Source organism: Psychroserpens sp. S379A, from assembly GCF_049800755.1.
In the GTDB taxonomy this organism is placed as follows: Bacteria; Bacteroidota; Bacteroidia; order Flavobacteriales; family Flavobacteriaceae; genus Psychroserpens.
In genome coordinates this window covers 260026-284970 of the sequence record NZ_JBNAFQ010000002.1, presented here as the reverse complement: position 1 = coordinate 284970, position 24945 = coordinate 260026, and the positions used below count along the sequence as shown (strand labels likewise).

Sequence of the window (24945 nt, the reverse complement as noted above, 5' to 3'; positions counted from 1 at the left end):
TCATCTTATTGTTCATCTTTTTGTGGTAAGTATTCAATTTCTACACGTTGGTTTGGACTTAAATACTTTTTAGCGACTGCTTGAATGTCTTCTCTTGTGATAGATCTGTAAATATCAATTTCTTTGTTAATTAAATTAACATCTCCATATAATAAATAATAAGTAGCTAAAGACTCAGCAATACCTTCTATACTAGAATTTGAGTTTACAAATTGATTTTCAAATTGATTAATTAGTTTTTGATGATCACGTTCTGAAATTAACTCGTTTTGCATTTTAGCAATTTCAACATCCATTTCAGATAATAAAGTGTCAAGAGTTACTTCGCCTAACGGAAGTGCGAACAGAGCAAAGATGTTGTAATCCATTTGAGGAATATTAACAGCTTGAACAGCCAAGGCTTGTTTTTGATTATCTACTAATTTTTTATAAAGTACTGAGCTTTTACCACCACTTAAATAAGAAGAAATCATGTCTAAAATGTAGGCATCTCTAGTTCCAAAACCTGGAGTTCTGTAAGCAGCAAGAATTGCAGGAATTTGAATGTTTTTATCGAAAGCTTTTGCTTTTTGAGTTGTAGTAATTGGCTGTTCTTTAGGGAAGTTTCTAACAACTTCTTTTCCTCTTTTAACTTCACTAAAGTATTTTCTTACTAATGCTTTGGTTTCTTTAGTGTCAATATCACCAGCAACGATTAAAACTGCATTGTTTGGTCCATAATAATCTTCGAAATATTGATTAAATTCTGCAAGCGTAGAAGCGTCTAAGTCTTCTAAGTATCCAATATTAGGATCTTTATAAGGGTGAACTTTAAATAGATTGGCACCTAATGTTTCAAATATTTTACCATAAGGAGATTCGTATCTTTGGCGCTTTTCTTCTTTAACCACTTCATTTTGAGTGTCCACACCAATTTGATCAATTACAGGATGAAGCATGCGCTCAGACTCTAACCACAAACCTAATTCTAATTTGTTTGATGGGAAAACTTCATAGTAATAAGTTCTGTCTTGAGACGTATTAGCATTGAATCTTCCACCATTTGCTGGAATAATTTTCATAAATTCTCCACGCTCAATATTTTCTGAACCTTCAAATAAAAGATGCTCAAAAAAGTGAGCAAACCCTGTACGAGGAGCATCTGGAGTTCCTCCTACATCTTTTCCTCCAACATTATACATAACAGATGTGATAACAACTGGTGCAGTGTTATCTTGATGAAGAATAACATGCAATCCGTTGTCTAGATCAAATTCTTCAAATTTAACTTCTTGTGCTGATGTAGCAAACATTGCTAATACAAAAGCAGCTAAAGTAAATAAGCCTTTTTTCATTGTGATTTGTTTTAAATTAATTTTACGTGTTGTAAGTGTACTTATAACTGATAATGTTACAAAAGTTTCACAAAAATAATGATAAACTATTCTTTTTTAGCAGTTATAGTTCTAAAAAAATCTTAATTACTCAAAAAAGATTACGAATTATCTTACTTAAAAACGTTTTTGTGTTTTAAATAAGCCTGTAAGATTCTATTTATATTTCTCAAAACACAGAAATCGTTTGTAGATTAATAATTTAGGCGTATATTTGCACTCATTTTTTGAACAAATTAATTAATAAAAACGTTACGCTATGTACGCAATTGTAGAGATAGCAGGGCATCAATTTAAAGTTGAAAAAGACCAAAAAGTTTTTGTTAACCGTTTAGCAACAGAAGAAGGTAAGAAAGTTTCTTTCGATAATGTTCTTTTAATAGGCGATGGTAACAATGTAACTTTAGGCGCCCCAGCTATAGACGGAGCACAAGTAAGTGCAAAAGTCTTAAAACACCTAAAAGGTGATAAAGTGATAGTTTTCAAGAAGAAAAGAAGAAAAGGTTATCGTGTAAAAAATGGACACAGACAAGCTTTATCTGAAATCGTAATTGAGAACATTGTTGCTACTGGAGCAAAGAAATCTGCTCCAAAAAAAGAAACTAAGAAAGTTGAAGCAAAAGCAGAAGCTAAAAAAGCTACTGGAAAAGCTGACGATTTAAAGAAAATCGAAGGTATTGGACCAAAGATTGCATCAACATTAGTTGAAGCAGGAATTGCAACTTTTGCAGATTTAGCAAAAGCTAAACCAGCTAAAATTTCTGAAATCATTGCAGATGTTCGTGGAAACCACGTGACAGATACTTGGCCAGCGCAAGCTAAATTAGCTGCTGATGGTAAATGGGATGAATTAAAGAAATGGCAAGACGAATTAGATGGTGGGAAAGCATAAGCTAACCTACTTAAGTATAACAATATAAAACCTTAAGACAATGGCTCATAAAAAAGGAGTAGGTAGTTCTAAAAACGGTAGAGAATCAGAATCGAAACGCTTAGGTGTTAAGATATTTGGTGGGCAAGCAGCAATTGCTGGAAATATTATCGTTAGACAAAGAGGAAATACACATCATCCAGGTGAAAATGTGTATGGCGGAAAAGACCACACTTTACATGCTAAAGTTGATGGTATTGTAAAATTCACAAAGAAAAAAGATGGTAAGTCTTTTGTTTCTATTGAGCCTTTTGAAGCTTAATTAGAATTTTACCAACAATATTAAAAGCCCATTCTAATTTAGAATGGGCTTTTTGATTTATATGATTTCCATTTTCTTTAAAAGAAAACTCGCATTCATATTTTGGCAAACCCCATTTTTAAGTTTATAGTCAAAGTAGAGTTCATCATCTACAATTTGCGCGTCAAAATAATAGTTTTTGACCTTATCTAATTCTTTAGAAATTTCACAAAGACTTAAATCATGAGTAGCTATAATACCAGTAGCATTTCCAGAGACTAATTTTTCAACAAATTTTCTAGAGCCAATGGCTTTATCTTTGCTATTAGTGCCTTTTAATATCTCGTCTAATATAATGAAGTAAGCCTCTTTTTTAATCGCATCTACAATAAACTTTAGGCGTGTTAGTTCTGAAAAGAAGTAGCTGCTATCATCAGTTAAAGAGTCATTGGTACGCATACTCGTAATCAATTTCACAGGCGAATATGTACTAGATTTTGCACATACAGGTAAACCTACATTTGCCATCATAATATGTAATGAGACAGTTCTGAGGAAAGTACTTTTTCCAGCCATATTAGCACCTGTAACAATAAAGAATTGTTCGTTATCAATATTAACATCGCTACTAATTCGTTTAGCTTTGTTTAATAGTGGATGCCCTAAATGTTTGGCATTTAAGGTTGTCTTGTCTTTTGATATTTTAGGATATACGTGATCTTGATGATTAAATGCATAGTTACCTAAACTATTATAAGCATCAAAGAAGGAAACCACTTCAAACCAATCTTCAACTTTATGACCATATTTAGAAATCCATTGCTCAACTTTATAGGCATTTTTGATATCTGAAAGAAGGTAACCATTTCCGAAAATAGCACCTATAAGATTGTTTCGGTTGTCTAATGCATCTAAGTGTTTTGTAAATTCTGAAAATATTACCGAAGCTTTTTTGCATTCAGATTGAATTTGTTTTTGTTTGTCTTGAAGTAACTTTGATGTGAATTTTTCTTTTTCAATATGAAGCAATAAAGAAGCATACTGTTTAAATGTGTCTTTAGCTTTACCTGAATTTACTGCTAAAACATTAATTTTTTTTAGATATAAGCCTGTAATTCCCAATCCAGCAAATAACCAGTAACCAAAAAACGAGACATCTAATAAACTAAGTATAGCCAAGATTAATAAACTAACTGAGATTAATGCAAATATCAATGGAACCCATTTCATCTTTTTAGAGATAAAGTTTTCATGGTGTTTAAGCCAATAAATAATATCTAATGCAGAAGTTTCTGTTTCAATCAAACTTCCTGCTGCAGTATAAAATTGTGACCATTTTGTTTTTTCAGACAACTCTTTTATTGCCTCCTGGCGTTCTTCAATATTAGAAATATCGTTTGCTTTTAGAGTTTCAGCCAATTTAATCTGACCTTCTGAAGACATGGTTCTATTAAGATACTGAAAAAAAGAACCTTTTCCGAAGAGATCAATATCTAGGCTGTAAAAATGTTTAGGATCTTGAAATTGTAATCCTGTATTTCTATGATGAAATTCACCTGAAGCAATTTTAAGTTCTTCTTCGTTTATACGAACTAATGCTTTGTAGAGCTTGTGTTTTTCTTTGCTATCAGAATATTTTGATAATAAATACACAAAGGTAATGATACCAATAATACCTAAAGTAATTGCTAATTTCCAATTTGAAAATGTAATATAAATGATTATACCTGTAATACTAAAGACCAGTAAACGTAAAGAGCTAAATAGTAGCAGTCGTTTTTTAAGAGTAGAGGCTTTAGTTTTATGCGTTTCTAATTCTTGATTATAGAATTTTATTAAGTCGTTCATGATTATATTTATGTAGTAAAGAAACAAAAAATCCCAAGTTTACGCTTGGGATTTTAATATTGTAAAGGATTAAGTTTTCAATTACCCTTTTAAACTAGCTTTTATCAATTCTCTATTCATTCTAGCAATGTTGTCAAGTGAAATTCCTTTTGGACACTCAACTTCACAAGCTCCAGTATTAGTACAGTTTCCAAATCCTTCTAAATCCATTTGAGCTACCATGTTTTGAACACGATCTGCAGCTTCTACTTGTCCTTGTGGTAATAAAGCATATTGAGATACTTTAGCTCCAACAAATAACATGGCGCTTGAGTTTTTGCACGTAGCGACACAAGCACCACAGCCAATACAAGTAGCAGCATCCATAGCTTCATCTGCTGCATGTTTTGAAATTGGTAATGCATTTGCATCTTGAGTATTACCAGAAGTATTTACAGAAATATATCCTCCAGCATGTTGTATTCTATCAAAGGCAGATCGATCTACAACTAAGTCTTTAATTATAGGAAATGCCTTTGCTCTAAATGGTTCTATATAAATGGTGTCTCCATCATTAAACATTCGCATGTGCAGCTGACATGTTGTAATAGCTCTATCTGGACCATGTGCTTCACCATTGATGTAAAGCGAACACATGCCGCAAATACCTTCACGACAATCATGATCAAAAGCTACTGGTTCGTCGCCTGCAGCAATTAGCTGCTCATTCAAAACATCTAACATCTCTAAGAAAGACATGTGTTCTGAAATATCATTTACGTTGTAAGTTTCCATCTTACCTTGAGATTGTGCATCTTTTTGACGCCAAATCTTTAATGTTAAATTCATTCCTTTTCCAGACATAACTTTCTTATTTATATGAACGTTGTTTCAATTCTATATCGTTAAACTCTAATTGTTCTTTGTGTAATACAGCATCAGATGGTTCTCCTTTATATTCCCATGCTGCCACATATGCAAAGTTCTCATCGTCACGTTTTGCTTCTCCTTTTTGTGGTCCATCTTCTTCGGCAGATTCTTCTCTAAAGTGTCCACCACAAGATTCTTCGCGCATTAAGGCATCCTTCGCAAACAATTCACCTAGCTCTAAAAAGTCTGCTACGCGACCTGCTTTTTCTAGTTCAGGATTCATTTCATTGGCCAAACCAGGTACTTTTACATCTTTCCAAAACTCTTCTCGAATGGCTTTAATTTCGATCATGGCTTCTTTTAAACCTTTTTCATTACGTGCCATTCCTACTTTGTTCCACATTACTTTTCCTAATTTCTTATGGAAATAATCAACAGATTTACTTCCGTTGTTATTCATGAAGAAATCTATTCGGTCTTTTACTTCTTTTTCGGCTTGAATAAATTCAGAAGACTCTGTAGAAATTGGACCAGTTCTAATATCATCTGCTAAATAATCACCAATGGTGTAAGGTAATACAAAGTAGCCGTCTGCTAATCCTTGCATCAATGCCGAAGCACCTAATCGGTTGGCACCATGATCTGAGAAGTTAGCTTCACCAATACAGTATAAACCAGGAACGGTTGTCATTAGGTTGTAATCTACCCAAACGCCTCCCATAGTATAGTGCACTGCAGGATAAATCATCATTGGTGTTTTGTACGGATTGTCATCAACAATCTTTTCATACATTTGGAATAAGTTTCCGTATTTGGCTTCTACTATTTTTTCGCCTAATTGAGTGATTTTTTCTTTTGAAGGATTGTCAATTCCATGAATTTTAGCTTGCTCTTTTCCGTAGCGTTGAATGGCCGAAGCAAAATCTAAATATACTGCTTCACCAGTTGCATTAACACCATAACCAGCATCACAACGTTCTTTTGCAGCTCTTGAAGCTACATCACGAGGTACTAAGTTTCCGAAGGCAGGATAACGACGCTCTAGGTAATAATCGCGTTCTTCTTCAGACAAATCGGTAGGTTTTTTACGACCTTCACGAATTGCCATGACATCATCCATGTGTTTTGGTACCCAAATACGACCATCGTTTCGAAGTGATTCAGACATCAACGTTAATTTAGATTGATAATCTCCTGAACGCGGAATACAAGTTGGGTGAATTTGAGTATAGCAAGGGTTTGCGAAAAAGGCTCCTTTTTTATGAATTTTCCATGCCGCTGTAGCGTTACTTCCCATAGCATTGGTTGATAAGAAATAGACATTTCCGTAACCACCTGAAGCTATTACAACAGCGTGTGCCGAATGACGCTCAATTTCTCCTGTAATGAGATTTCGTGCAATGATTCCTCTAGCTTTTCCGTCTACCTTAACCACGTCTAACATTTCGTGACGGTTATACATTTGTATTTTTCCACGAGCAATTTGACGGTTCATTGCAGAGTATGCACCTAATAATAACTGCTGACCCGTTTGTCCTTTAGCATAAAATGTTCTTGATACTAATACACCACCAAACGAACGATTATCTAGTAGTCCACCATAATCACGTGCAAAAGGAACTCCTTGTGCGACACATTGGTCAATGATGTTTGCCGAAACTTCAGCAAGGCGATAAACATTAGCTTCACGCGAACGATAATCACCACCTTTTACAGTATCGTAAAATAATCTATATGTTGAATCACCATCACCTTGGTAGTTTTTAGCAGCATTAATTCCACCTTGAGCAGCAATAGAGTGTGCTCTACGAGGTGAATCTTGATAGCAGAATGCTTTTACATTGTAACCTAATTCGGCTAAAGTTGCAGCAGCAGAGCCACCAGCTAATCCAGTTCCAACAACGATAATATCTATTAATCGTTTATTGGCAGGATTTACTAAATCGATGTGATTTTTATAGTCTGTCCATTTATCTTTAATTGGACCTTTTGGTACTTTTGAATCTAAAACACTCATATTTTAAAAATATTAATGGTGATTGAAATGATGGAATAATGCAATAAATACAAACCCAAGAGGAATACCTACTGCGTATATTTTTCCAATAGTTTGCAATGTTTTTTTACGACCTGCTGTTCCTCCCATAGATTGGAATGCAGATGTAAATCCGTGCCATAAATGCAATGCTAGAAACACAAATGCGAGTGCATAAGTACCAACACGTAAGGGACTTACAAACATTTCTACCACATGATGGTGAAAATCTTTACCTACCTGACTTTTACCTTCTACATACTTTTCAACGATTTCTGGTACCCAAAAATCATTGAAGTGAAAAATCATAAACAATAAAATAAAAGCTCCAGTATAAACCATATTTCTACTTACCCAAGTTGAGTTTGCAGCACCATTATTTTTGGCATAAGACACTCCTTGAGCTTTTTTGTTTTGAATTTCTAAAATAAAACCCATTACAAAATGGTAAATGATTCCAAATAGTAGTACAGGTTGCAAGCCATATTGCACTAATGGATTATTACCCATAAAATAAGATACTTCATTAAACATATCTGGACTAATAACAGATAAAAAGTTTATTAAAAAATGTTGAAGTAAGAAAAACATGAGGAAGAAAGCCGAAAGCGCCATGGCAATCTTTCTTCCTATCGAAGATTTAAAAAATCCACCCATTATAATTGTAGTTAATTATTTGTCTTAACAAAGATAAGGTTCATTGTGTTGTACCACAAATTTTAGCTCCAATTTTGGTTATTTAGAATGGATTTAATTAGACACCATTGGAACTAAGCCTCGAAGTCCCATATCGATTACTTGCTCTCCAGCAGAAGGCTCGTATTTTCCATCAATATTAACCTCTGTCCATTCGAAACTATCATTAATAGAAAATGAAAGTGTTACCACAACATCTTCTGTTTCATTGCCAGTGATGGTTAATCCGTTTTCAAACTCTCCTGTAACGACACAGGATCCCGATGGAATTGGAGAAGAAGCAAACAACGGATTTGGAACTGTTGTAGCACCTTCAGGCGCTTGACCTTGTGATGTAAATCCTAAGGCTTCAAAAGCCCAAAATCCTTGTAATTGATTTGCATTTACATCAAAGGCACTTCCATTTAAATCAAAAGAGGTGATGTAAGTATTATATCCAACAAAACTAGCTAGAGTTCCTGTGTAATCTACTCCGTTTAGTAGAAAATCAATATCGCCTTCTTGGTATGCTAAAGACACTCTAACCCATTCGTAGTTTCCTTCGGAAACATCACTTAATGGAATTGTTAAAAAGGTTTCGTCATTTCCAGCAAAAATAGCATTTTGAAAATCAATAGCTTGAGTGCCGCCTGTAGTAGTTTCGTTGCCTAAATATACAACTTCACCTGTTCCTAAAGCTGTTGTTGCTGTTGGAGCAAATTCGATATAATTAGCGCTCATGCGATTAATGCCTGGAGATTGTGCCGCATTTCCAGGTGCAACACTAACAGGTTGCCCTAAGTTACCAAGACGCTGTTGATTAGGATCAAACTTAAATTTGATAATTAAATTTGCTTCTGTAGAATTCTGTTGTAGATTATCGTCATTATCTTCACTACAAGAAAATGAGAAAAGTAATCCGATTATAAATAAAATTTGAAAGTATTTCATTGGTTTTGAGTTTCTAATATAACTTCAAAAAGCATAAATTATTTTATAACTAGATTAGTTTTTTCTGCATCAATTTGAATGGTATAGTTGCCTTTTGGAAGGTAATACTTGTCGTTTTGTGCTTTAGTAATGTTAAGTGTTTTGTTCTCTTTCATTAATGCTTTTTTTGTTTTTTCTGAAAGTGTGATATCGTAATTTGCTTGATTAAATCCTTTGTCACATGAAACGTTTATTTGATTAAGAAGCGTCCCTTCTTCAGAAAGAATTTTAATTACTTTATCACTAGAAACATTACTAAAAAAAGAGATTTCAATTTCAGGCTCATAAGCATCGTACCATTTTCCCCAAGAACTTCCCCAACGTGATGAATGTCTTATATCTTCAACATTAAAAAGTGTTATAGCATTAGATAACATACTAGGATTCATCTGCTGGAGTTTTGAAATATCTGCTTTGTAAATACTTCTTCCGTGTGTTCCCAATAAAAGATCTTTGGCTTTAGGTTGCACAACAATATCATGAACTGCTACATTAGGAATTCCGTTGCTAAAAGCTTCCCAAGAACCTCCTAGATTAAACGATACATAAGCACCATTATCGGTTCCTAAATATAAAATAGATTCATTTTCAGAATCTTCTCTAATGACATTTACTGGAGACGCAGGAATATTACCACCAATGTCTTTCCAAGTTTGCCCATAATCGTCACTCATATACACATAAACTTTAAAGTCGTCCCAGCGATAACCATTCAGAGTTACATACACACGTTCTTTTTTATGTTTTGAGGCAATAATTCGGCTTACCCATAAATCTTTTGGTAACGTTGAAGTAATGTTTGTCCAACTTCCTCCAACATTTTTGCTCACATGAATTAATCCGTCATCACTTCCAGTATAAATTAGTCCGAATTGGAAAGGCGATTCACTAATAGCAGTTAATGTTCCGTAGGCTACATTTCCTTTTTTACCACCTTTGGTTAAATCGTTACTAATGGCAATCCAATCATTACCTTGATTCATGGAGCGCATGAGTTTGTTTCCGCCTAAGTATAAAATGTCTTGATTATGTGGTGACAATAAAATAGGAGTTTGCCAATTGAATCGATACGGATTTTCTCCTAATTCATGTTTTGGTTGAATGTATGTTTGTTCTTCGGTGTCGAGATTGAGTCTGTAGTAGTTTCCAAATTGGTAACCAGTATAGACAATATTAGAATTTCTATTATCAATTTGAATTTGCATACCATCGCCTCCCATAATTCCTTTCCAAGGATATTGACCATGTTGATACCAGCTTTTGTCTTCTCTTGCATTATGAGCGCCAACCCAAACACCATTATCCTGTAAACCTCCATAAACATTATACGGTTGTTCGTTATCAACATTTATAGCATAAAATTGACCAACAGATGGCGAATTGTTTTTTATCCAGTTTTCACCATCGTCGTAAGTTATATTAACACCACCATCATTTCCATTGATGAGATGATTTGGATTTTTAGGATTAATCCAAAGTGCATGATGATCGGCATGTACATTTTCGGCACTTATAGACGTAAACGTTTTTCCGCCATCTTTAGATTTAACAATTGGAACACCATAAATATAAATATGGTCTTGGTTAGCTGGAGACACGTAAATATGTCCAAAGTAGTAACCATAGCTATAATAAATATCATCTAAGTAGTCGTCATGTGTTTTTTCCCAAGTCATTCCACCATCAGTACTTTTATAAACTTCAGTTCCTATAACAGGAGTGTCAAATAACATTGAGTTTGCATCTTCAAGATACTTAGCCAAATCAATAGGTTTTACATTGCCGCTTCGTACCATTTGTTTGACATTTTCGGCACGATACTTTTCTTGAAAGCCATTTGTTTTTAAATACGCATTTAATTTTTTATCGTCTAATTTTAAAAAGGCCTCATTAGACATGGTTTTAAAATCGTCTTTGGTAAGTGCATCAGAAGATTTCTTTTTTGAATCTGAAGGTCTTCGGAATTGACTATCATGTACTGCGTAAACGATATTGTCATTATATATTGCAAGACCAATTCTTCCTACACCATTTCCTGTTGGAAAACCACTTTTTTCGGTTGAAACTTTTGTCCATGTGTTTCCTGCATCTGTACTTTTATATATCGCTGAATTGTTTCCGCTTCCATCAAAATTCCATGCTTTTCTATCTTTAGTCCAAGATGATGCAAACATGAGATTAAAGTTATTCGGATTCACTTGCACATCAATAATTCCGCTTTTATCATCAACAAATAATTTTTGAGACCACGTTTGTCCGCCATCAGTAGTTTTATAAATACCACGTTCTTGATTTGAAGAATACAAATGACCAGTAACGCCTACAACCACTTCGTCAGGATTATTTGGATTAATTAAAATGCGACCAACATGATGCGAATCGTTTAATCCCATATTTTGCCAAGTTTTTCCGTTATCCGAAGATTTTAAAATTCCAATTCCTGCATAACTTGAACGAGAGCTGTTATTTTCTCCTGTACCAACCCAAATGGTTTTATTTTTCCAATCGACTGCAATATCACCAACATTTTGAGTGTTAGATGCATCTAAAATTGGTGTAAATGTGGTTCCGTTATTAATGGTGTGCCAAACACCTCCTGAAGCATAGCCTACATAAAACTCGGTTGGGTTTTCAGGGTTTACATCTAAATCTACCACACGACCACTCATGACCGTTGGACCAATATTATCGAAAGCTATATTTTTAACTAAGGAGTTTTGTTCTAGTTCTGCTTTTTGCTTTAAAGCTTGCATTATAGTTTCGGCAGAAGTTGAAGGTTGTTGAGCTACACTTATAAAAAAGAAGAAAAATAAAATAAGAGGAAAAAATTTAGAATGTGTCATGTTAGTTTGAATTAAAGTGAGCTAAAATTAGTGAGAATGTAAATAGCACCAAAATTCTACTTTAAAGTTTAACAGAAACACAGTACCTTTAGGCTTCTAAAAAAATGTTATAATGAAATACGATTTAATAGACCGTTCACTTTTTATAAAAAACCGAAATAATTTCGCAGCGCAAATGAAGCCAAATAGTTTGGCAGTTTTTAATTCTAATGATATTTATCCAATTAGTGCAGATAGTACAATTCCGTTTCAGCAACATCGTGATATTTTTTATTTGAGTGGTGTTGATCAGGAAGAGAGCATATTAGTAATTTTCCCAGATTGTCCTAACGAAAAGCATCGTGAAATTTTATTTCTAACTGAAACCAATGAGCATATAGCAGTTTGGGAAGGCGAAAAGTTAACTAAGGAAGCAGCTTTTAAAACCAGTGGAATTAAAACGGTGTATTGGCTTCAAGACATGGAAAAAATCATGTTCGAACTAATGACACAATGTGATACGGTTTATATTAATACTAATGAACATTACAGAGCTAACGTAGAAACTGAAACTCGTGAAGATCGTTATACCAAGTGGTTAAAAGATAAATATCCAGCACACGCTGTAGCTAAAAGTAATCCAATTTTGCAACGTCTTCGTTCAGTAAAAGACCAGCTAGAATTAGACCTTATGCAAAGGGCTTGTAATATTACCGAAAAAGGCTTTCGTCGTGTACTTGAGTTTGTAAAACCAGACGTTTGGGAATACAATATCGAAGCAGAATACATGCATGAATTCTTGAATAATCGTTCTAAAGGATTTGCTTACACACCAATTATTGCTTCTGGAAATAATGCTAATGTGTTGCACTATATTGAAAATAATCAACAGTGTAAAACAGGAGATTTAATTCTTATGGATGTTGGAGCCGAATATGCCAACTATGCTAGTGATATGTCTAGAACTATTCCTGTGTCAGGACGATTTACAGACAGACAACGAGCAGTTTATGATGCTGTAAATCGCGTTAAAAATGAAGCTACAAAACTATTAGTTCCTGGAACTATTTGGGCAGATTATCATGTTGAAGTTGGAAAACTTATGACGTCAGAGTTGCTAGGTTTAGGTTTATTGGATAAAGCCGATGTTCAAAATGAAAATAAAGATTGGCCAGCCTACAAAAAATACTTTATGCATGGTACAAGTCATAATATTGGTTTAGATACACATGACTACGGAATTTTAACAGAACCAATGCAAGCCAATATGGTCTTTACTGTGGAGCCAGGAATCTATATTCCAGATGAAGGATTTGGTATTCGTTTAGAAGATGATGTTGTAATTCAAGAGTCTGGAGAGCCATTTAATTTGATGCGTAACATTCCAATTGAAGCTGAGGAGATAGAGGAATTGATGAATAACTAAAAAGAATAATCATAAATGATTTTAAGCCTAAAACATTAGTTTTAGGCTTTGCTTTTTTTCTGAAATAATCCAATTCCTAAACATGTCGCCAAAGCAGGTAAAACCCAACCAAAACTATACTTAGCCAAAGGGATTATGGCAATAATGTCGATAATAGTTTGCGATGGACTAACAAAACCAATAACATCTGGTAAGCTAAATATAAAAGTGACTAACACAACTGCTTTGAATACTTTTGGTGTAGCAAAATGATCTGGTAATATATTTAATAGAATTAGCACAATGGTTATTGGATATACACATAATAATACTGGAATAGCAATTACAACAATAGAATTAAAATCGAGTTGCCCAACAATAATACCTAGAACTGAAGCCATAATTGCTGTGACAATATAAACTGTTTGCGAATTATTAAGCAATCCTTTAAAGTAATCAGCAGTTCCAGCAATAATACCAACTGCAGTGGTAAAACAAGCCAGTGATATTAGAATACTTAAAATGGTGTTTCCAAAAGTTCCAAGTGAAGCAATGCTAATACCTCGTAATAAATTAGCACGTTGCATGTCATTACTTAATTCATTATTGATATTAATTTCAGAACCAAAATATGCTCCAACCGAAATCAATCCTGCATAAATAACAAATAATCCAAGTCCAGCAATCCATCCTGATTTTTTTATCAATTCTCGTTTTTCTTCAAAGCTTGCATCAATTCGTAAATTGATTGAAACAATGATAACAGCACCAACAACTACAGCTCCAATTGCATCAAAAGTTTGATAACCTTCTAAAATTCCTAAAGCTAAAGCAGGTGTTTCTAAAGTAACAACTTGCGTAGACATTTCCGAAGACAATAAACCAATTCCGATTACTGCTAATAGTATTATAACAATAATTGGTGTGAGATATTTTCCAATAAGACTTATAATTTTTGAACGATTTAATACAAATACCAGGACCAAAGCAAAATATATAGCGCTAGTTAATAAAGGTGATGTTTCAAAATAAGGATGAATGGCAATTTCGTGTGTAGCCGCAGCAGTTCTAGGAGAAGGTATTGCTATAGCAATGATGTAAATAAGAATGCAATATGTTACACTAAATATTGGCGATACTTTTTTTCCAAAATCATAAAGTGTTCCTTGAAGCTTTGCATGTGCTAAAATGCCAATAATTGGAATAATCACTGCGGTAATCATAAATCCAAAGGCTACCCAAAACCAATTATCGCCAGAATTATAACCTAATAATGGAGGTAGTAATAAGTTTCCAGCACCAAAAAATAAGGAGAATAAAGCAAAACTAACGACTAATAAATTTTTTGTTTTATGCATTTCAAACGTTTTAAAAACAGCTCTTAATAGTATCTTTGTCGAAGATAGGATAAAATGATTTTAGATTACAAAAGGATACCAGTTTTTTATACCGATGAAGGTCAAGGTCAAGCCATTGTCTTGCTACATGGTTTTTTAGAGAATTCCTCTATGTGGAAAAATTTAAAACCACATTTAATAGCACAGTCTTGTCGTGTTATTTGTATTGATTTGTTAGGTCACGGACAAACTGGATGCTTAGGTTATGTTCATACTATGGAAACTATGGCTGAAGCTGTTTATGCTGTTCTTGAGGAATTAAATATTAAATCATGTAAGATTATTGGTCATTCTATGGGAGGATATGTTGCTTTAGCTTTAGCAGAACATAAACCAAGCTTAATTAATAGTTTATGTTTGATGAATTCTTCGGCAATTGATGATACTATTGAGCGGAAACAAAATAGAGATAGAGCTATTGAAGCGGTTAAGCAAAACCATAAAACATTTATAAGACTGTCTATTTCTAATTTATTTGCTCCAGATAATAGAGAAAAGTTTGAATCCGAAATAGAAGCCATCCGAAATGAAGCACTTAAAACACCTCTTCAAGGAATTGTTGCTGCTTTAGAAGGCATGAAAATAAGATCCAATAGAGTACATATTTTAAAAAATACAGCTTTTTACAAAATGATGATTATTGGTCGCAAAGATCCTGTCTTAGAATACAATACAACTATAAAACAAACAAAAGGCACAACAGTCGAAATTATAGAATTTCCAGATGGTCATATGAGTCATATTGAAAACAAAGAAGAATTTACTTACAAAATATTACAATTAATCGAAAAATAATACATTTTATCGTTTCAATCTTGTTTTTTTTATATGTTAGTAGTCCCCAAATACGACAACCATGAAAAATACTACAAATTCTTCTAGTCCGTTAAGACTGTATTGTAATCTTTTTGGGCACAATTATGTTCTTACTAAAAAAGTAACTAAACATGTAAAAGTATACACATGTAAATGTTGCAAGCATCAATTAACCACAAATAGTAATGGTAAACTTACTGAGTTAACGCCTAAGTACCAGGAGATAAACACCATCTTAGAGAAGATTTACACGCACAGAATGATGCGTTTAAAGAACAAAAGACTCACTTCGTCGATTTATTAGTGGTTAACATTTAGTTTTCAATATATTAGATTAATCCATCTAAAGTAATAACTAAATTTAACCGTATTATGAAAAGTATCTACTGCTCATTTTTTGGACACCAATATGAGGTTTCCAAAAATGTTACTTATCATGTTAAAGAATATAAGTGTGTACATTGCAATGTACAAATGACTACAAATGGGAAAGGTAATTTAACACCTCTTACTCCTAAATACAAAGAAATAAATTCGGTTTTACAGCGTATTCATTCTAGTAGAATGTCTAGAAAAGGTTTGAAGCAAAGCCAACCATGTCTTTCAGGACATAGTGAAGCGCTTATAAATTTCACACCTCATTTTTCATAGCATTCCAGCCTTTAGCAATAATTGGTATTGCTTGTTCTCCTCTTGTTATTAAATGCATTCCTCTATTTTTTTCTGTAATGTATCCAATAACTGTAAGATTTGGATTTCCTTTTATTTTTGGAAAATCTTCTTGCGAAATGGTCATCAATAGTTCATAATCTTCACCACCATTTAAAGCGATTGTTGTACTGTCTATATTAAACTCTTCACATGTAGAAATTACTTGAGGGTCTAACGGAATTTTATTTTCATACAACTCTACTCCAACCTCACTTTGCTTACATAAATGTATAATTTCAGAAGATAAACCATCACTAATATCTATCATTGATGTAGGTTTAACATCAAGATTCTTAAGTAACTCAACGATATCTTTTCTTGCTTCAGGTTTTAATTGACGCTCAATAATATAAGTGTACATACTCAAATCTGGTTGGCTTTGAGGGTTCACTTTAAACACTTCTTTTTCACGTTCTAAAACTTGTAATCCCATATATGAGGCTCCAATATCTCCAGAAACAACAACCAAGTCATTAGGTTTTGCTCCAGATCGAAGTACAACATCTTCTTTATTAGTTTCTCCAATTGCAGTTACAGAAATAATCAACCCAGTAGTTGAAGACGTCGTATCTCCACCTACCACATCTATATTATAGATTTTAGCAGCAGTTTCTATTCCAGCGTATAAATCTTCAAGGGCTTCTAAAGGAAAGCGATTGGATACAGCAATAGAAACAGTTACCTGAGTTGCAATTGCATTCATAGCGTACACATCAGATAGATTTACTATTACAGCTTTGTAACCCAAATGTTTTAGCGGAACATAACTCAAATCAAAATGTACATTTTCAATGAGTAAATCGGTTGTTACAACAATTTGTTTGTCATTAAAATCTAAAACAGCTGCATCATCTCCAATGCCAGTAATAGTAGATTTATGTTTGATATCAAAATTTTTAGTGAGATGGTCTATAAGTCCAAATTCACCTAAATTATCTAATGACGTGCGTTGCGGATTTTTATCTTCAATCATGTTGCAAAAGTAAGTATGTTTTTTTGAAGAGTATATAATTTTAAAGTAATTTCAATTGTTTTAATGCATTTCATCGAAAAAACACGCATTTAATCTTAATTTTGAATCTAATTTCCTAAGTTGGTAATCCCTAATATTAACCTACTTATGAAAACTACAACTACAAACCATTTGTCGTGCTCTATTTTTGGTCACAATTTAGAGCGTGTGTCTAAAGATTCTCACGAAATGATATGTAAAACCTGTAAAGCAAAAGTCTCTATGGATGCCTCAACTAGCTTTGATGCACTGCCTTTTGAAAATACAGAAATCATGTCTACATTACAACAATTATATCTTCTTAAAAATCGATTTTACAAACGTCAACTTTCAGTTTAATTAAAGTGTAATTCAATTCATATTACTTACTTAAAATAAATCGTTCACGATTATATAGTATCATTCTATGCAATTATTTGCTAATATAATGTTAGGAAATATGGTTAAAGACTACTTATACCTTATATTTGCAATCTATTTAGAAATAATCTATATAAGAAATGATAAAAGTATCAGATTCTGCCAAAAAGAAAGTCGTCGAACTCATGAACGATGATGGTTTTAATAGTGCTACAGATTTCATCAGAGTTGGTGTGAAAAGTGGTGGCTGTTCAGGCTTGTCATACGATCTCAAATTTGATAAAGAACAAAGGGAAGAAGACAAAATTTTTGAAGATAATGGTGTGAAAATCATTGTTGACAAAAAGAGCTTCTTATACCTTGTTGGGACCACTTTGGAATATTCTGGAGGACTTAATGGAGCAGGATTTGTATTCAACAATCCTAATGCTAATAGAACTTGTGGTTGTGGAGAGTCATTTTCTTTATAGTTTTAAAGTAGAAAGTTAAAAAGTATAAAAGTTAATGGCTAAGTTTAATTCGTTTGAAGAAATTCTTTCTTGGCAAAAAGCGAGAGCATTAAATAAAGCTATTTGCAAGATAACAAATGATAGTATTTCTTTTTCTAAAGATTTTGGGTTAAGAGATCAAATAAGAAGGTCTAGTATTTCAATTTCATCTAATATTGCTGAAGGTTTTGAAAGAGAGACAACAAAAGAGTTTATTCGTTTTTTATATATTGCTAAGGCTTCATCAGGAGAGCTTAGATCTCAAATTATTTTAGCTTATGATTTAGAATATATTAATGAAAACGATTTTAAAAATTTAATATCGAATGCAAATGAAGTTTCAAGGTTACTAAGCGGTTTAATTAAGTATTTAACCTCAACTTTATAACTTTTTAACGTTACAACATTAAAACTTTTATGAGCAAATATACCGAAGACGATTTAAGAGAAGAGTTAAAAACCAAAGAATACGAATATGGTTTTTACACAGATATCGAATCTGAAACCTTTCCTAATGGTTTAAATGAAGACATTGTAAGAGCGATTTCTAAAAAAAAGGAAGAACCAGAATGGATGACCCAATGGCGACTGGAAGCTTTTAAAGTTTGGAAAGAAATGACAGAACCAGAATGGGCAAATGTACATTACAAAAAACCAGATTTTCAAGCTATATCGTATTATTCGGCTCCAAATAGCAAGCCTAAATACGATAGCTTAGACGAAGTAGATCCAGAGCTTTTGGCAACTTTTGACAAATTAGGAATTTCACTTGATGAACAAAAGAAACTCGCAGGTGTTGCTATGGATGTTGTGGTCGATTCGGTTTCGGTAGCAACAACATTTAAGAAAACCTTAGCCGAAAAAGGAATTATCTTTATGAGTATTTCCGAAGCCATTCAAGAACATCCAGAATTGGTTAAAAAATATATAGGGACTGTGGTGCCTCAAAAAGACAATTTTTATGCAGCTTTAAATTCTGCAGTTTTTAGCGACGGAAGCTTCTGTTACATTCCTAAAGGTGTTAAATGCCCTATGGAATTATCCACTTACTTTAGAATTAATCAAGCAGGCACAGGACAATTTGAAAGAACGCTTGTTATAGCAGACGAAGGTAGTTATGTAAGTTATCTCGAAGGTTGTACAGCACCTAGTCGAGATGAAAACCAATTGCATGCTGCTGTTGTTGAGTTGATTGCTTTAGATGATGCTGAAATAAAATACTCTACAGTTCAAAATTGGTATCCAGGAAATGCCGAAGGAAAAGGTGGTGTTTACAATTTTGTAACCAAACGTGGACTGTGTGAAACGAATGCAAAAATTTCGTGGACTCAAGTTGAAACAGGTTCTGCTGTTACTTGGAAATATCCAAGTTGTATATTAAAAGGCGATAATTCGGTTGGAGAATTTTATTCGATTGCAGTTACTAATAATTACCAACAAGCTGATACTGGAACTAAAATGATTCATTTAGGAAATAACACCAAATCAACGATTATTTCTAAAGGAATTTCGGCTGGGAAATCTCAAAACTCTTATCGAGGTTTAGTTCAAATCAGTTCAAGAGCTAAAGATGCTCGAAACTTTTCTCAATGTGATAGTTTGTTAATGGGTAACGAATGTGGAGCGCATACCTTTCCGTATATAGAAACCAATAACAAAACAGCTCAAATTGAACACGAAGCTACAACTAGTAAAATTGGTGAAGACCAGATTTTCTACTGTAACCAAAGAGGCATTGATACAGAAAAGGCAATTGCCTTAATTGTAAATGGCTTTAGTAAGGAAGTCTTAAACAAATTACCAATGGAATTTGCTGTTGAAGCTCAAAAATTGTTAGAAATAAGTTTAGAAGGTTCAGTTGGATAATCATTAAAAAAATACAGTTATAAAATGAAAAAATTACTTACTCTCTTTTTAATCGTTAGTGTTTTTACAGCTTGTAAAAATGATGCCAAAACAGAAGCTAAAATGTCTGAAAATGGAAAGACAATAGAGCAAAACAGTGAGTTAAGAACTTTGGTCGGACAATTTATCTATTATGCTGATGCAGCTGTACTGCAAACTCGAAACGACATTTATGGTGTTATTATTAATGAAAAAATGCACGAACTTAATGACATGGCTAAAGCTTATAAAAAAGATCCAACAGACTACGTGACTGTGCAGGTAAGAGGGAAAGTAATTCCTAAGCCTGAAGGTGAAGAAGGTTGGCCTTTTAGAATTGATATTATAGAAATTGATAACGTAAAAAAATACGAATCTAAAGAAAATGAAGTCATCAAATTAAATGGTGACGCAATTGAATAATAGAAATAAATAGTATGCTAAAAATAAATAACTTACACGCAAGTGTTGAAGACAAAGCCATTTTAAAAGGCATTAACTTAGAAGTTAAACCAGGAGAAGTTCATGCCATTATGGGACCAAATGGTTCTGGTAAAAGTACTTTAGCGTCAGTCATTGCAGGAAAGGAAGACTACGAAGTTGAACAAGGTGAAATCCTTTTAGAAGGAGAAAATATTGACGAACTAGCAGCCGAAGAGCGTGCACATAAAGGTGTTTTCTTATCGTTTCAATATCCTGTAGAAATTCCAGGAGTTTCAGTTACAAATTTCATGAAAACGGCAATAAATGAAACTAGAAAAGCTAAAGGTTTAGACGATATGCCAGCAAATGAAATGCTAAAACTCATTCGTGAAAAATCTGAAATGCTCGAAATAGATCGTAAGTTCTTATCGCGTTCTCTTAACGAAGGATTTTCTGGTGGAGAAAAGAAACGAAATGAAATTTTTCAAATGGCGATGCTAGAACCTAAACTAGCTATTCTTGATGAAACCGATTCTGGCTTAGATATCGATGCGTTAAGAATTGTTGCTAATGGTGTTAATAAATTAAAAAACAAAGACAATGCAGTTATTGTCATTACACATTACCAACGTTTGTTAGATTATATCGTTCCAGATTTTGTTCATGTATTACATAACGGAAAAATTGTAAAATCAGGAACTAAAGAATTAGCGCACGAGTTAGAAGAAAAAGGTTACGATTGGATTAAGCAAGAATTGGTTTAACCAATTCTTGAGTTAAACATTTCAACTTAAAAAAATGGATTTAAAAGAAAAATTAGTATCGTCATTTATGGCATTTGAAAATCAGGTAGATATTGATACTCCTGTTCATGATGTTCGTAGTGAAGCTATAAAAAACTTTGAATATTTAGGTTTTCCATCTAAACGCGACGAAGCTTGGAAATATACCTCACTTAATAGTGTATTAAAACATGATTATAGTGTGTTTCCTAAAACAGAAAACACCATTGAATTTCGAGATATAAAAAAGTACTTTATTCACGAAATTGATAGTTACAAAATTGTGTTTATTGACGGAAAGTATTCGTCGCACTTATCACAAACCACGCATGATGGAATCGATGTGTGTTTAATGTCTTCAGCCTTATCTAAACCAAAATACAGAATTCTTATAGAGAATTATTTTAATAAGGCAGCAACAAAAGACAGTTTATCATCTTTAAATACAGCATTTGCTCAAGAAGGCGCTTACATTCATATTCCTAAAAATAAAGTGGTAGAAAAACCCATTCAAATTTTACACTTTTCAACCGGAAACGAATCGGCTTTAATGTTGCAACCTCGTAATTTAATTGTTGTAGACGAGAATTCTCATGTGCAAATTATTGAGCGTCATCAAAGCTTAACAGATCATCCTGTATTAACCAATAGTGTTACAGAAGTTTTTACCAACAAACGTGCTATTGTCGATTATTACAAGATTCAAAATGACAATCAAAATGCGTCGCTTATTGACCACACATTTGTCAAACAAAAACGCGAAAGTCATGCCTCTGTTCATACCTTTTCTTTTGGAGGAAAATTAACACGTAACAACCTTAATTTTTATCAAGAAGGAGAACGTATCGATTCGACCTTAAAAGGCGTTACTATTATTGGAGACAAACAACATGTAGATCATAATACCTTAGTACATCATATCGAACCTAATTGCGAAAGTCACCAAGATTATAAAGGCATTTTTGGAGATAAAGCCACAGGTGTTTTTAACGGAAAAGTGTATGTCAACAAAGAAGCTCAAAAAACCAATGCTTTTCAAGCTAATAATAACATTTTGTTAAGTGATAAAGCTTCTATAAACACCAAACCTCAACTTGAGATTTTTGCAGACGATGTTAAATGTTCTCATGGTTGTACCATTGGTCAGTTAGACGAAAGCGCAATGTTTTATATGCGCTCAAGAGGAATTCCAGAAAAGGAAGCCAAAGCCTTGCTCATGTTTGCCTTTAGTAACAATGTGTTAGATTCGGTTAAAATTCCTGAAATCAAACAACGTATTACCAAGATTATTGCGAATAAGCTAGGAGTGAATCTTGGTTTCGATTTATAAAATATTTAGGAGCTGTTTCTTGCTATTCGCTATATCTTTTCTTTTTTGTCTCGTTGAGCTTAGTCGAAACGTCTCAACAAAAAAGAAAAGGATGCCGCTTCTATCAAGGCTAAAAACAAAAACCTCAAACTTAAATAGTTTGAGGTTTTTTTATAATTATTATACTTAGTCACTAGTTGTTAACTTGCTGATACTTTTGATAAAAATATGCAGGGATTAGTCCAAAATTTAAAAAGAGGAAACCAATAAAAACAATAACTCCTCTATATGGCCAAGATAAAAACTCAAACATAGCTCCAATACCCAAAGTAAAGAAACTTATAAAGCCTAAAATGTAAAATGATTTTTTCATAAGTATTTGATTAAGAAAATTTGTGAATTGATTTTTTGTGTTTCGTGTAGAAATGAATTGGTAATATGATGATTGTAAACAAAACTATTGCGAAAATCATGATGACATTTGCATAAGGCCAATGCATCATCTTAAAAATTAAGCTAACGACTAACAGTAATGTAGTCATTCCACCTAATATGAATTTTAGTTTGTTCAAAGCAATTATTTCATTTGCAAATTTTTGTAAATGTGTTTCTCTTTGTAAATTTTGAAAACTAGCATAACCTCCAAATTTTTGAAGTGCTTCTTGATATAAGAAATCGAAATCATTTGATTCATTTGATTCAATATAGGTGCATATGTGATCTAATAAATCGTCTTTTAAATCCTTAGATTTAACACCATACAGCTCTAAGTTTTTTTCAATATATTCAATTTGTTGATCAGATAATATCATGTGTTTTGGATTTTAGAATTAAAAATAAGATCTAAAGTATCAATGAAATCATTTATTTCTTTAGTAACGTCCAAAACCATTTGATGTCCTTCTTTAGTTACTTTATAATATTTTCTTATACGTTTACCAATAAAAACCTTTTCTGTGCTTAAAACACCTTTAGCTTCTAGTTTGTGCAATATTGGATATAAAGCTCCTTCAGAGATATCAATTTTTCCCGAAGTTATTTTTTTTACTTCTTGAGTAATTTCATAACCATACATTTTTTCTCTACTGTCAATCAGTTTTAAAATGATTGGTTGTAAGGTTCCTTTTGTGAGTTCTTTGCTATACATTTTACAAATATACATTTTATTTAAATGTATTTGTATAAAGTATTAAAATATTTATAAGTTTCTTTTTCTGAATATCTTTTTAACCAAACATCTTGTAACTTTGCACTTATGTTAAACCTTGATAAAATCAGAGAAGATTTTCCAATTCTCAATCGAAATGTAAACGGAAAACCTTTAGTATATTTTGATAATGCTGCAACGTCGCAAACACCACAACAGGTTATTGATGTCATTGTAGAGTATTATTCAAAATACAACGCCAATATTCATAGAGGAGTTCATACCTTAAGTCAAGAAGCTACAGATTTATACGAGCAAGCACGCATTAAAATCCAAAAACATTTTAATGCAAAGCATTCTCATGAAATTATTATGACCTCTGGAACAACACATAGTATTAATCTCGTAGCTAATGGTTTTTCTTCGCTCTTAAAAAAAGGAGATGAGGTTATTGTGTCTGCTTTAGAACATCACAGCAATATTGTGCCTTGGCAAATGTTATGCGAGCGTACTGGAGCCATTTTAAAAGTGATTCCTATGAACGAACAAGGCGAATTAATCTTGAGTGATTACGACGCCTTACTTTCAGAGCAAACACAATTAGTGTTTGTCAATCATATTTCAAATGCCTTAGGCACTATAAATCCAATTAAAACAATTATCGAAAAGGCGCATCAAGTTGGAGCTGCTGTTCTTGTAGATGGCGCACAATCTTGTCCGCATATAGTACCAGATGTTCAAGCTTTAGATGTAGATTTTTATGTGGCTTCGGCTCATAAAATGTGTGGTCCAACTGGTGTTGGAATGCTCTACGGAAAAGAAGCATGGCTTAATAAATTACCACCTTATCAAGGAGGAGGAGAAATGATTGCTGAGGTAACTTTTGAAAAAACAACTTATGCCGATTTACCACACAAGTTTGAAGCAGGAACACCAAATATTTGTGGAGGTATTGCTTTTGGAGCTGCCTTAGATTATATGAATGCTATAGGTTTTCAAGCTATTGCATCATACGAACAAGAATTACTTGATTATGCTACAGCACAACTAAATGCGATTGATGGATTAAAAATTTACGGATCTTCTTCTCACAAAGCGTCTGTTATTTCATTCAATATTGAAAGCATACATCCATACGATATTGGTACAATTTTAGATAAAATGGGAATTGCAGTTCGTACAGGACACCATTGTGCGCAACCTATAATGGATTTCTACAAGATTCCTGGAACAGTTAGAGCATCCTTTGCATTTTACAATACTAAAGACGAAATTGATGTCTTTGTATCTGCTGTAAAAAAAGCAAAAATGATGTTGTCATAAAGTTTGGCTTCCTTTTTGTAATATTATAATTAAAGTATAAAATGAGCAAGCTTAGTTTATGAAACCATCATAGATTTTAATTGCGAATTACATCAGACTTTAAAGAACAATTAAAACCAAAACA

General features: G+C 33.1%; 25 protein-coding genes. 13 read left to right on the top strand and 12 right to left on the bottom strand.

All coding sequences use genetic code 11. From position 1 onward, the window contains the following. Positions 1–5: 5 nt before the first annotated feature. Positions 6–1334 carry a M16 family metallopeptidase gene (locus ACP15M_RS06065; protein ID WP_425076293.1) on the bottom strand — a complete coding sequence of 443 codons (1329 nt, stop codon included), beginning with the start codon at positions 1332–1334 and terminating at the stop codon, positions 6–8. A gap of 298 nt (positions 1335–1632) precedes the next feature. Here ACP15M_RS06065 and rplU point away from each other — a divergent pair, with 298 nt between their 5' ends. Both rplU and rpmA read left to right on the top strand, forming a co-directional pair. After that, entirely contained in the window at positions 1633–2265 is a 633-nt protein-coding gene (rplU, locus tag ACP15M_RS06060; RefSeq protein WP_425076292.1) for a 50S ribosomal protein L21, read from the top strand. Between the two features lie 40 nt (positions 2266–2305). After that, complete coding sequence (gene rpmA / locus ACP15M_RS06055; RefSeq protein ID WP_425076291.1) at positions 2306–2566, top strand: 50S ribosomal protein L27; 261 nt, start codon at positions 2306–2308, stop codon at positions 2564–2566. A 57-nt stretch (positions 2567–2623) separates the two neighbouring features. Here rpmA and ACP15M_RS06050 read toward each other — a convergent pair whose 3' ends face one another. The 6 genes from ACP15M_RS06050 to ACP15M_RS06025 all read right to left on the bottom strand — a co-directional run bounded on the left by ACP15M_RS06050 (position 2624) and on the right by ACP15M_RS06025 (position 11785). Beyond that, positions 2624–4393, bottom strand: a complete 1770-nt coding sequence (locus ACP15M_RS06050) for a MutS-related protein (protein ID WP_425076290.1) — start codon at positions 4391–4393, stop codon at positions 2624–2626. An 81-nt stretch (positions 4394–4474) separates the two neighbouring features. Continuing rightward, a complete protein-coding gene (locus ACP15M_RS06045; protein WP_425076879.1) occupies positions 4475–5221 on the bottom strand; it encodes a succinate dehydrogenase/fumarate reductase iron-sulfur subunit in 747 nt (248 codons plus the stop codon). Between the two features lie 22 nt (positions 5222–5243). Beyond that, positions 5244–7259 carry a fumarate reductase/succinate dehydrogenase flavoprotein subunit gene (locus ACP15M_RS06040; RefSeq protein ID WP_425076289.1) on the bottom strand — a complete coding sequence of 672 codons (2016 nt, stop codon included), beginning with the start codon at positions 7257–7259 and terminating at the stop codon, positions 5244–5246. A 12-nt stretch (positions 7260–7271) separates the two neighbouring features. Then, the gene (locus ACP15M_RS06035; protein WP_425076288.1) at positions 7272–7934 is read right to left on the bottom strand and encodes a succinate dehydrogenase cytochrome b subunit; all 663 of its coding nucleotides are present in this window, start codon (positions 7932–7934) and stop codon (positions 7272–7274) included. A 93-nt stretch (positions 7935–8027) separates the two neighbouring features. Continuing rightward, a complete protein-coding gene (locus ACP15M_RS06030) occupies positions 8028–8903 on the bottom strand; it encodes a hypothetical protein (RefSeq protein WP_425076287.1) in 876 nt (291 codons plus the stop codon). Positions 8904–8941: 38 nt separating this feature from the next. Continuing rightward, the gene (locus tag ACP15M_RS06025; protein WP_425076286.1) at positions 8942–11785 is read right to left on the bottom strand and encodes a WD40/YVTN/BNR-like repeat-containing protein; all 2844 of its coding nucleotides are present in this window, start codon (positions 11783–11785) and stop codon (positions 8942–8944) included. Between the two features lie 112 nt (positions 11786–11897). Here ACP15M_RS06025 and ACP15M_RS06020 point away from each other — a divergent pair, with 112 nt between their 5' ends. Next, complete coding sequence (locus ACP15M_RS06020) at positions 11898–13190, top strand: aminopeptidase P family protein (RefSeq protein WP_425076285.1); 1293 nt, start codon at positions 11898–11900, stop codon at positions 13188–13190. 41 nt (positions 13191–13231) lie between these two features. Here the strand turns inward: ACP15M_RS06020 and brnQ are convergent, their stop codons facing one another. Then, entirely contained in the window at positions 13232–14527 is a 1296-nt protein-coding gene (gene brnQ, locus ACP15M_RS06015) for a branched-chain amino acid transport system II carrier protein (RefSeq protein ID WP_425076284.1), read from the bottom strand. A gap of 54 nt (positions 14528–14581) precedes the next feature. On the opposite strand from brnQ, the gene ACP15M_RS06010 reads away from it, so the two are divergent. Both ACP15M_RS06010 and ACP15M_RS06005 read left to right on the top strand, forming a co-directional pair. Next, positions 14582–15361, top strand: coding sequence for an alpha/beta fold hydrolase (locus ACP15M_RS06010; protein WP_425076283.1), 780 nt, complete (start codon positions 14582–14584; stop codon positions 15359–15361). A 393-nt stretch (positions 15362–15754) separates the two neighbouring features. Further along, on the top strand, positions 15755–16033 hold the full coding sequence (locus ACP15M_RS06005) for a hypothetical protein (RefSeq protein WP_425076282.1): 279 nt from the start codon (positions 15755–15757) through the stop codon (positions 16031–16033). On the opposite strand, the gene thiL is transcribed toward ACP15M_RS06005, so the two are convergent. After that, positions 16014–17066 (bottom strand): thiamine-phosphate kinase, encoded by a 1053-nt coding sequence (gene thiL / locus ACP15M_RS06000; protein WP_425076281.1) that lies wholly within the window; start codon positions 17064–17066, stop codon positions 16014–16016. The genes ACP15M_RS06005 and thiL overlap by 20 nt on opposite strands. A 147-nt stretch (positions 17067–17213) precedes the next feature. Between thiL and ACP15M_RS05995 the strand changes: the two genes are divergently transcribed. The 7 genes from ACP15M_RS05995 (at position 17214) to sufD (ending at position 22372) form a co-directional block, all read left to right on the top strand. Then, entirely contained in the window at positions 17214–17444 is a 231-nt protein-coding gene (locus tag ACP15M_RS05995; protein WP_425076280.1) for a hypothetical protein, read from the top strand. Between the two features lie 161 nt (positions 17445–17605). After that, positions 17606–17935: a HesB/IscA family protein gene (locus tag ACP15M_RS05990; RefSeq protein WP_425076279.1), complete on the top strand. Its 330-nt coding sequence runs from the start codon at positions 17606–17608 to the stop codon at positions 17933–17935. A gap of 34 nt (positions 17936–17969) precedes the next feature. After that, positions 17970–18341, top strand: coding sequence for a four helix bundle protein (locus ACP15M_RS05985; protein WP_425076278.1), 372 nt, complete (start codon positions 17970–17972; stop codon positions 18339–18341). 29 nt (positions 18342–18370) lie between these two features. Beyond that, a complete protein-coding gene (sufB, locus tag ACP15M_RS05980; protein ID WP_425076277.1) occupies positions 18371–19819 on the top strand; it encodes a Fe-S cluster assembly protein SufB in 1449 nt (482 codons plus the stop codon). Positions 19820–19843: 24 nt separating this feature from the next. Next, complete coding sequence (locus ACP15M_RS05975; RefSeq protein ID WP_425076276.1) at positions 19844–20260, top strand: hypothetical protein; 417 nt, start codon at positions 19844–19846, stop codon at positions 20258–20260. A gap of 14 nt (positions 20261–20274) precedes the next feature. Continuing rightward, on the top strand, positions 20275–21024 hold the full coding sequence (sufC, locus tag ACP15M_RS05970) for a Fe-S cluster assembly ATPase SufC (protein WP_425076275.1): 750 nt from the start codon (positions 20275–20277) through the stop codon (positions 21022–21024). Positions 21025–21058: 34 nt separating this feature from the next. Continuing rightward, entirely contained in the window at positions 21059–22372 is a 1314-nt protein-coding gene (gene sufD / locus ACP15M_RS05965; RefSeq protein ID WP_425076274.1) for a Fe-S cluster assembly protein SufD, read from the top strand. Between the two features lie 172 nt (positions 22373–22544). On the opposite strand, the gene ACP15M_RS05960 is transcribed toward sufD, so the two are convergent. Genes ACP15M_RS05960 through ACP15M_RS05950 form a run of 3 tightly spaced genes read right to left on the bottom strand, consistent with a single transcriptional unit; the run spans position 22545 to position 23513 of the window. Then, a complete protein-coding gene (locus tag ACP15M_RS05960) occupies positions 22545–22724 on the bottom strand; it encodes a hypothetical protein (RefSeq protein ID WP_425076273.1) in 180 nt (59 codons plus the stop codon). Positions 22725–22734: 10 nt separating this feature from the next. Next, entirely contained in the window at positions 22735–23163 is a 429-nt protein-coding gene (locus tag ACP15M_RS05955) for a hypothetical protein (protein ID WP_425076272.1), read from the bottom strand. Continuing rightward, positions 23160–23513, bottom strand: coding sequence for a PadR family transcriptional regulator (locus ACP15M_RS05950; RefSeq protein ID WP_425076271.1), 354 nt, complete (start codon positions 23511–23513; stop codon positions 23160–23162). The genes ACP15M_RS05955 and ACP15M_RS05950 overlap by 4 nt, the downstream gene beginning before the upstream one ends. Positions 23514–23606: 93 nt before the next feature. Here ACP15M_RS05950 and ACP15M_RS05945 point away from each other — a divergent pair, with 93 nt between their 5' ends. After that, positions 23607–24821: an aminotransferase class V-fold PLP-dependent enzyme gene (locus tag ACP15M_RS05945; protein WP_425076270.1), complete on the top strand. Its 1215-nt coding sequence runs from the start codon at positions 23607–23609 to the stop codon at positions 24819–24821. Positions 24822–24945: the final 124 nt, after the last annotated feature.